This window comes from Pseudomonas sp. 24 E 13 (genome assembly GCF_900004715.1).
Taxonomy (GTDB): Bacteria; Pseudomonadota; Gammaproteobacteria; order Pseudomonadales; family Pseudomonadaceae; genus Aquipseudomonas; species Aquipseudomonas orientalis_A.
The window spans coordinates 1-8,193 of record NZ_CVTO01000054.1; the positions used below are offsets into that span (position 1 = coordinate 1).

7 protein-coding genes are annotated in these 8,193 nt (G+C 61.7%); all 7 read left to right on the forward strand.

Annotated features, from left to right (window positions below):
- Positions 1-616: lipocalin family protein (locus BFP90_RS02225; RefSeq protein ID WP_305118335.1), on the forward strand; the 616-nt coding region annotated here is incomplete at its 5' end.
- A gap of 147 nt (positions 617-763) precedes the next feature.
- Positions 764-2,206: a hypothetical protein gene (locus BFP90_RS02230; RefSeq protein WP_065895853.1), complete on the forward strand. Its 1,443-nt coding sequence runs from the start codon at positions 764-766 to the stop codon at positions 2,204-2,206.
- 727 nt (positions 2,207-2,933) lie between these two features.
- The gene (locus BFP90_RS02235; RefSeq protein ID WP_065884814.1) at positions 2,934-3,857 is read left to right on the forward strand and encodes a substrate-binding domain-containing protein; all 924 of its coding nucleotides are present in this window, start codon (positions 2,934-2,936) and stop codon (positions 3,855-3,857) included.
- Positions 3,858-3,919: 62 nt separating this feature from the next.
- A complete protein-coding gene (locus BFP90_RS02240; RefSeq protein WP_065895854.1) occupies positions 3,920-5,428 on the forward strand; it encodes a sugar ABC transporter ATP-binding protein in 1,509 nt (502 codons plus the stop codon).
- A complete protein-coding gene (locus tag BFP90_RS02245) occupies positions 5,394-6,386 on the forward strand; it encodes an ABC transporter permease (RefSeq protein WP_065895856.1) in 993 nt (330 codons plus the stop codon). Before BFP90_RS02240 ends, BFP90_RS02245 begins: the two co-directional genes overlap by 35 nt.
- A 27-nt stretch (positions 6,387-6,413) precedes the next feature.
- Complete coding sequence (locus BFP90_RS02250) at positions 6,414-7,493, forward strand: alcohol dehydrogenase catalytic domain-containing protein (protein WP_065895855.1); 1,080 nt, start codon at positions 6,414-6,416, stop codon at positions 7,491-7,493.
- 2 nt (positions 7,494-7,495) lie between these two features.
- The coding region (locus BFP90_RS02255) for an FGGY family carbohydrate kinase (RefSeq protein WP_256097411.1) at positions 7,496-8,193 on the forward strand (698 nt) is incomplete at its 3' end.

Genomic DNA, 8,193 nt, shown 5'->3' on the forward strand with positions numbered 1-8,193 from the left:
CGCCGCCAACCCCCTGGCCGATATGCAACTCAAGGCCAGTGGCGCGCAGTTCGCCTACGACCTGCAACTGACCTCCAGTCGCCCGCTGGTGCTGCAGGGCGACCACGGCTACAGCCGCAAATCCGACCAGGGCCAGGCGTCCTACTACTACAGCCAGCCGTTCTTCAGCGCCAACGGCAGCGTCACGCTCGACGGCCAGACCTACCAGGTCAGCGGCAACGCCTGGCTCGACCGCGAATGGAGCAGCCAGCCCCTGGCCGCGAACCAGACCGGCTGGGACTGGTTCTCCCTGCACCTGGACCGAGGCGAACAACTGATGCTGTTTCGCGTGCGGCAAAAGGACGGCGGCGGCTACCTCACCGGCACCTGGATCGACGCCCAGGGAGGCACCGAGACTCTGCACAACGCGGATATCCAACTGGCGCCGCTGACCACCACCGAGATTGACGGGCGCAGCATTCCCACGCGTTGGTCGCTGAAAATCCCCGGCAAGCACCTGGACATCACCCCCGAGGCCGTCAATTCGAAGGCGTGGATGAACCTGGGCATTCCCTATTGGGAGGGGCCGGTGAAGTTCGACGGTGGGGTGGGGTATCTGGAGATGACGGGGTACTAGCTGATTGATTGGCCCCCTCGGAACGGTCAACCAACTCTTAGAAAAAACTACTGTACATAAAACCAGTATTGTCCTAGAGTCCATCCCAGGTGACCGGATGTCGCCGATCACCTGAGCTTCTATTTTTTAACTATGGATGGATAAAAAATGAAATCGAAAAAAGCCCTTATGCTGGGCGCGGCCATGATGGCCTCCTGCTTCGTCTCGGCCTGCGCCCTGGCTGATCAAGCGCCTTCGAAACTCAGTGCCGACGCGGTCAAGCAGGCCGTGAACATGGCGCTCAAGTCCGGCGGCAAGCTGGACGCGTCGAAGGTGTCGCCTGAGCTCAAGCAAAAACTCTCAGTGGCCAAGTCCGGCCAGTCTAAAACGGTGACCAAAGCCCTCAAGTCCGCGCCGTTCGACAGCGTGGTCGGTGAGCTGAAGAAACCGGCGCAAAGCCAACTGAAAAGCGCGGCCGTCGCCGCGTTTGAACCGCTGTTCCCCACCCTGGATATCAACACGCTCTACACCGTTGATGGGGTGCAGGCCGGTAACGAGTTTGCCTACCACTTCAATCTGGCGCAGAACGCGCGGGTGCTGGTGCAACTGGTCAACCAGAGTGCAGGCGCGGACATGTCGCTGACCCTGTTCCAGGATGACGGCCAGGGCAATCTGAGTGTGGTGGGTTCTTCGGATGCCGCAGGCAATGCCGATGAATACCTCAACGGTGTACTGTCGGCCGGTGACTACTACTGGTACATGGTGGCCAAGGTCGCCGATAACGCGCAGTTCAGTTTCGGCGTGGCGGTGGACAGCAACATCGACGCATTCGAGCCCAACGACAGCGCGCAAACCGCGTTCGTATTGCCCGACTCGATGAACAAGGTCAGCGGCAACCTCGACAATGCCGGCGATGTCGATTACTTCGACTTCAAGGCGGTACGTGGGCAAAGCGTGAGCATGTACCTGGCGGGCGACGAGGACGGCAGCCGTAACCAGTGGATCTTCGACCGCTTCGATGGCGCCAATTGGATTACCGTGCCGGCCGGCTCCACCTCGACCTATCCGAGCGTAACGCCGGGCACCACCGTGAAGGTGCGTGTGCGGGCCAATCCGGCGGTGGCGCAGGACCCGAGCAAGTATTACCAGTTGAGCCTGGGCTCCACGCCGCGCCTGAACACCAGCAGTGTCAAGGGTGACAACATCGTACGGGTGCCGGTGAGCGAGATGCCGCTGGCCACCCAGACCGCACGGCTGCTGAATTGGTCGACCCAGTGGTCGGACTCCACCGGCGCGCCGCTGCTGGGCGTCACCCCGGTGTTGCGCGTGGATAACCACTTCGTCGACTTTAACTACCGCTGGGTCGACTACAAGGCGACCACCAACAGCGCGGGTGTGTCCCAGGCCACGGCCAATATCGGTACCTGCTTCGGTGATTACACCACGGTGATCAACGACAGCAGCACCGGCGTACCGTACATCTGGAGAACCACCTACAACCAGGGTGGCTGGCGCATCGAGCTGGCCGAATTTCCTGGTGTGGGCGTCGGCGGTAACAACGTGCAATACGTCAGCCTGGGGCATATCTGCACTCAGGACATCATCCATTGATTCAGTGATGTGAAACGCAAGGGGCAGCCTCCAGGGGCTGCCCCTTTTTTGCGCCGTGTGCCGCACATTTTTGCAGGCTGTAACAATTCGAATGTGGGAGGGGCGGTGCAACGCTTCGACTTGCCCCCGATGGCGGCCTCTGGGCCGACCGGGATGTTGGATTGGACCGAGTACATATCCGTTTCTGCGGTAACGGCTGCTAATGGTTCCGCTTTTACAGCGGCTCACTTTTGAAAAGCGCAAAAGTAAGCAAAACGCTCTTGCCCCACCACTCGGCACCTCGCTAATGCTCGGTGTGCCCGAACGCAGGCTTGAATCCGTGGGCCGCCGCCACGCGCCATCCATGGCGCGGGGCGGCTAACCCGGCGTCCTGCCGGGTTGCCCACGGATTCAAGCCTGCGTTCGGCCAGCGTGGTTTAACGGGGCGCCTGAGATCAAGATCAAAAGCAGAGCAAGATCAAGAGCGACTCGCTTCGCATCGTGGGTACGGTTGGGCGCTGCTGAGTTGCGTAGATGCCTATGCCCCGATGAGGCAGTGTCAGTAAATGCATTGCTAACTGATATATCGCCGTCGGGGGCAAGTCGAATCGTCGCACCGCCCCTTCCCACATTTGGATCGAGTCTGACCAATGGCCCCTTGCGCGGACCTAATTTCCTTGTTAGCTTCTGGAAAAATGTTAACGATAACATTTGCTCTAAAAATAAAAACAAAACAGAGACCCACGCCATGAAAATGCTCCCGAAAACCCTGTGTTTATTGGCTGCCAGCATCACTCTGGGCAGCGTTTCCCCTGTGTTTGCCGAAGCCGCCAAGCCGATCCGCATCGGCGCCTCCTTCCAGGAGATCAACAACCCCTATTTCGTCACCATGAAGAACGCCCTGGAAGAAGCCGGCGCGAGCATCGGGGCGACACTGATCATTACCGACGCCCGGCATGACGTGTCCAAGCAGGTCAGTGACGTTGAAGACATGCTGCAAAAAGGCATCGATATCCTGCTGATCAACCCGACCGACTCGGTCGGTGTGCAATCGGCGGTCAAGTCCGCCCATGCTGCCGGTGTGGTCGTAGTGGCAGTGGACGCCCAGGCGGAGGGCCCGCTGGATTCTTTCGTCGGCTCGAAAAACTTCGATGCCGGTTTCCAGGCCTGTGAGTACCTGGCCAGGCACATCGGCGACAAAGGCAATATCGCCATCCTCGACGGCATTGCCGTGGTGCCGATCCTCGAACGTGTGCGCGGTTGCAAGGAGGCGGTGGCCAAGCACCCGGACATCAAGATTGTCAGCATCCAGAACGGCAAGCAGGAACGTGACCAGGCGCTGACCGTCACCGAAAACATGTTGCAGGCCCAGCCCACCCTCAAGGGCATTTTCAGCGTGAACGACAACGGCTCCCTCGGCGCGCTGTCGGCCATCGAAGCCAGCGGCATGGATGTGAAGCTGGTGAGCGTCGACGGTGCGCCGGAAGCGATCAAGGCGATCCAGAAACCCGGCAGCAAGTTCATCGCCACCTCGGCCCAATACCCCCGTGACCAGATCCGCCTGGCCCTGGGTATTGCCCTGGCCAGGAAGTGGGGCTCGCAAGTGCCCGCCACGATCCCGGTGGACATCACCCTGATCGACCAGGCCAAGGCCGGAAACTTCAGCTGGTAAACCCCTGCGCCCCACGTCTGCCGTGGGGCGCAGGTCTTCCTTCTGAGTACGAGGCCTTCGGTATGAGCAGTCTTCTGAAGCTGGAAAATATCTGTAAGCGTTACCCGGGGGTGCAGGCCCTCCAGTCCATCAACCTGCAAGTGGAGCGCGGCGAAATCCACGCGTTGCTCGGGGAGAACGGCGCGGGCAAATCCACCCTGATGAAGATCCTCGGCGGCGTCGAGCATCAGGACGAAGGGCAGATCCTGATCGACGGCCAGCCCCGGCAATTTGCGACCTACCGTGATGCGATTGCCGCCGGCATCGGCATTGTGTTCCAGGAATTCAGCCTGATTCCCTACCTCACGGCGGTGGAAAATATCTTCCTCGGCCATGAGCTGAGCAACCGCTTCGGCCTGTTGCGTAAACGCGAAATGCTTGAGGCCTGCGAGGCGTTGTTCAAGCGCCTGGGCGTGTCGATTAACCTGGAATGCGCCGTCAGGCACCTGAGCGTGGCCGAGCAGCAGTTCGTCGAGATCGCCAAGGCCCTGGCCCTGGATGCGCGTTTGCTGGTGCTCGATGAACCTACCGCAACGCTGACGCCCAGCGAGGCCGAGCTGCTGTTCGAGATCATGCGCGAACTCAAGCGCCAGGGCGTGGCAGTGATTTTCATCTCGCACCATCTGGAGGAGATTTTCCAGGTGTGCGACCGCATCAGTGTGTTGCGCGATGGCGGCAATGCAGGCGTCACCGCCGTGGCCGACAGCGATATCGACCGTCTGGTCGAGATGATGGTCGGCCGCCGCCTGGAATGCAGTTTCCCGCCCAAGCCCAGCACCGCACGCGGGCCTTTGCTGCTGGAGGTCAAGGACATCCAGCTGGTGCGCAACGGCCCGCATAACCGCTTTGACTTGCACAGCGGTGAAATCCTCGGCTTTGCCGGCCTGGTCGGTTCCGGTCGCACCGAACTGGCCCTGGGCATGATGGGCGCGCTGCCCTCGGTGAGCAAAGACGTGTGGCTGCGCGGCGAAAAGGTCAGCCTCGACGACCCGGCCCAGGCCCTGGCGCACGGCATCGGCCTGCTCCCGGAGAGCCGCAAGAGCGAAGGGCTGATCACCGACTTCAGCATTCGCGAAAATATCTCGTTGAACAACCTGCCCAAATACCAGAACGCCGCGGGCCTGATCGACAAGGCCAGGGAATGCGCCAGCGTCGAAGCGCTGATGCGCCAGCTGTCGATCAAGGCGCCCAGCGCGGAAAGCCGCGTGTTCAACCTCAGCGGCGGCAACCAGCAAAAGGTTGTGATTGCCCGCTGGATCAACCACCACTGCGACGTGCTGGTGTTCGACGAGCCCACCCGGGGCATCGATGTCGGCGCCAAGGCGCAGATCTACGCGCTGATGCGCAGCCTCACCGAACAGGGCTACGCGATCATCATGATTTCCTCCGAACTGCCGGAAGTCATCGGCATGTGCGACCGCGTCGCGGTCTTCCACAAGGGCGCGATCGTCAAGGTGCTGGAAGCGTCCGCCGTCAATCCTCAAGAGGTCATGCGCCATGCAACAGGGGGCTCAAGTGAATACGTCCATTAATGCCGCAGGCACCGGCCGGTTGCGCCTGAACCTGGCGCGGTTGCTGCGCTCGCCGGCGTTTTATCCCTTTGTCGGGCTGGTGGTGGTGACCCTGGTGATGATTCTCGCCAGCGACACCTTCCTCACCGCCGGCAACCTGTCGAACATTGCGCGCCAGGTGTCGATCAACGCGATCATCGCGGTGGGCATGACCTGCGTGATTCTTACCGGCGGCATTGATCTGTCGGTGGGGCCGGTGATGGCGCTGTCCGGCACGCTCACGGCCGGCTTGATGGTCGCGGGGCTGCCGCCGGGCCTGGCAATCGGTGCGGGGATGCTGGTGGGTGTGGCGTTCGGCATCGGCAACGGCCTGTTCGTGGCCTACCTGCATATGCCGCCGATCATCGTGACCCTGGCGACCATGGGCATCGCCCGGGGCCTGGGGCTGATGTACACCGACGGCTATCCGATTTCCGGGCTGCCGGAGTGGTTCGCGGTGTTCGGCCGCGCCAGCGTATTGGGCATCCAGGTGCCGATTCTGATCATGCTGCTCACTTACCTGGCGGCCTATGTGCTGCTGCAGCACACGCGCATCGGTCGCTACATCTACGCCATCGGCGGCAATGAGGAGGCGGTGCGCTTGTCCGGGGTACGGGCGGCGCGCTTCAAATTGCTGGTGTACGGCATCAGTGGCCTCACCGCAGCGATTGCCGGGCTGGTGCTGACCTCACGCCTGATGAGCGGCCAGCCGAATGCCGGTGTGTCGTTCGAACTGGATGCGATTGCCGCCGTGGTACTGGGCGGCGCGTCGATTGCCGGCGGGCGCGGCGTGATCATCGGCACCTTGCTCGGCGCCATGTTGCTCGGCGTCTTGAACAACGGCTTGAACATGCTCGGCGTATCGCCTTACGTGCAGAGCGTGATCAAGGGCGCAATCATTTTGCTGGCGATCTTTATCAGCCGTCAGCGCCATCGCTAACCCTCTATCCACACAGGAACGAACACCATGGACAAGCACACTGATATGCAAGCCGTCGTCTGCCACGGCCCCAAAGACTACCGCCTGGAACGCATCGGCAAACCCCAGGCGCGGCCCAATGAACTGGTGATCCGCATTGCCGCCTGCGGCATCTGCGCCAGCGATTGCAAGTGCCATTCCGGCGCGGCGATGTTCTGGGGCGGCGACAATCCCTGGGTCAAGGCGCCTGTGGTGCCGGGCCACGAGTTTTTCGGCTATGTGGTGGAGGCGGGCGAGGGCGCCGAGGTGCACTTCGAAGTGACGGTGGGCGACAAGGTGATCGCCGAGCAGATCGTGCCTTGCAGCAAGTGCCGATTCTGCAAGTCGGGCAAATACTGGATGTGCGAAGTGCACAACATCTTCGGCTTTCAGCGTGAGGTCGCCGAGGGCGGTATGGCTCAATACATGCGCATTCCCAAGACGGCCATCGTGCACAAGATTCCCGAGTCGGTGTCCCTGGAAGACTCGGCGCTGGTGGAGCCCATGGCCTGCTCGATCCATACGGTCAACCGTGGCGATATCCAGCTTGACGACGTGGTGGTGATTGCCGGCGCCGGCACCCTGGGCCTGTGCATGGTGCAGGTGGCGGCGCTGAAGACGCCGAAGAAACTGGTGGTGATCGACATGGTCGACGAGCGTCTGGAGCTGGCGAAAAAGTTCGGCGCCGATGTGGTGATCAACCCGTCGCGGGACAACGCTCGCGCAATCATCAACGGCCTTACCGATAATTATGGCTGCGACGTGTACATCGAGACCACCGGCGTACCGGCCGGCGTCACCCAGGGCCTGGACCTGATCCGCAAGCTCGGGCGCTTCGTCGAATTCAGCGTGTTCGGCGCCGAGACCAGCGTGGACTGGTCGATCATCGGCGACCGCAAGGAGCTGGACGTACGCGGCGCCCACCTGGGTCCGTATTGCTACCCAATTGCCATCGACCTGTTCGAACGCGGCCTGGTCACGTCAAAAGGCATCGTCACCCATGACTTCCCGCTGGATGACTTCGCCGAGGCCTTCGAGCTGGCCAACTCGACCAAGTCGATCAAGGTGCTGTTGAAGCCGGTGCTCTGACGATGAACTACGTGATGGGTGTAGACATAGGGACCCAGAGCACCAAGGCGCTGCTGGTGGATGCCCACGGCACGATCATCGCCCAGCACAGCCAGGGCTATCGCGTGGATACGCCGAAAGTGCGCTGGGCCGAGCAATGGCCGCAGGTCTGGCTGGATGCGGTCGAGGCGTGTGTGGCGCAGTGCATGCTCAAGGCCGGTGTTGCGGCGCAACAGGTCAAGGCGTTGTGCATCAGCAGCCTGTACGGCGGCTCGGGAATCGCGGTGGATGCGCAGATCACACCGTTGCACCCGTGCCTGATCTGGATGGACCGTCGTGCCGGTGAGCAAGTGGCGTGGGTGCGTGGGAATGTCGATCTGGACCGAATGTATGCGGTCACCGGCAACTCGCTGGACAGCTACTACGGCTTCACCAAGATGCTCTGGCTCAAGCAGCACCAGCCTGACGTGTGGGCCAACACGCGCTACCTGCTGCCGCCCAACAGCTATATCAACTGGTGCCTGACCGGCGAGCTGGCGGTGGACCACAGCAGCGCCGGCAATATCGGCGGTGTCTACGATGTGGTTGCGCGCGGCTGGTCGGGCGAGATGCTCGATGCACTGGGCATCCCGCCGGCGATGATGCCGGAGCGGTTGCTGTATTCCGGCGAGGTGGTGGGCGGTTTGCTTCAGGACTGGGCCGCGCGCCTGGGCCTGCAGGC